Origin of the sequence: Psychrobacter sp. FME13 (genome assembly GCF_014861395.1) — a bacterium.
Classification (GTDB): domain Bacteria; phylum Pseudomonadota; class Gammaproteobacteria; order Pseudomonadales; family Moraxellaceae; genus Psychrobacter.
In genome coordinates this window covers 1-532 of sequence record NZ_RRYV01000378.1, presented here as the reverse complement: position 1 = coordinate 532, position 532 = coordinate 1, and the positions used below count along the sequence as shown (strand labels likewise).

Genomic DNA, 532 nt, shown 5'->3' with positions numbered 1-532 from the left:
TAGGCTTAGATGTGTATAGCTCATGGTTGCAATCTCACTTTGGTCGGTGGATAAAAACTTTGATGCTAGCGCATCTAGGTCTTTTTTTCACCTTGCATTTGGTATTGCACTTCATGTGTTAATCTAAGTTATATAAAAGCGGGTCTAGCCCCCTAATTACAATAAATCCGTACCCATTTTCCAATGCTTCAGAGATATTATTAATAAGATCCAAAAAAGCATCATCTTTAATCGGAACATCACTTTTCTTAAAATTTGGAGCAGATTTATTCAAACCTTTAATAAAATGTAGTGCGTTGTCCAACACTGAAATTAAGTGGCTATCTAATTCAATTATCCAGTCCTTTTTGGTACTTATATCCTGTCCTTTCCATGCGCATCGATCAGTAATAGGACTGGTTAAAATGGTTTTCATCCGGTAACTCCAGTTTTGTAATGACATTAACTTGAAATATAAATCAGCAGATGAGGACACACGGTAACCCTCCCAAACTTAAGACACCTAATAAATAGAATTAAGCTGCCTGATTGA

The 532-nt window shown here is 35.7% G+C and carries 1 protein-coding gene; it reads right to left on the bottom strand.

Features of this window, described 5'->3' with window-relative positions:
- Nucleotides 1-118: 118 nt before the first annotated feature.
- Nucleotides 119-415 carry a hypothetical protein gene (locus tag EI164_RS16675; protein ID WP_192521069.1) on the bottom strand — a complete coding sequence of 99 codons (297 nt, stop codon included), beginning with the start codon at nt 413-415 and terminating at the stop codon, nt 119-121.
- Nucleotides 416-532 lie beyond the last annotated feature (117 nt).

Excerpts from the sequence above, each read along its gene's own strand:
- EI164_RS16675 (WP_192521069.1), bottom strand. The coding sequence starts at position 415 with ATGAAAACCATTTTAACCAGTCCTATTACTGATCGATGCGCATGGAAA.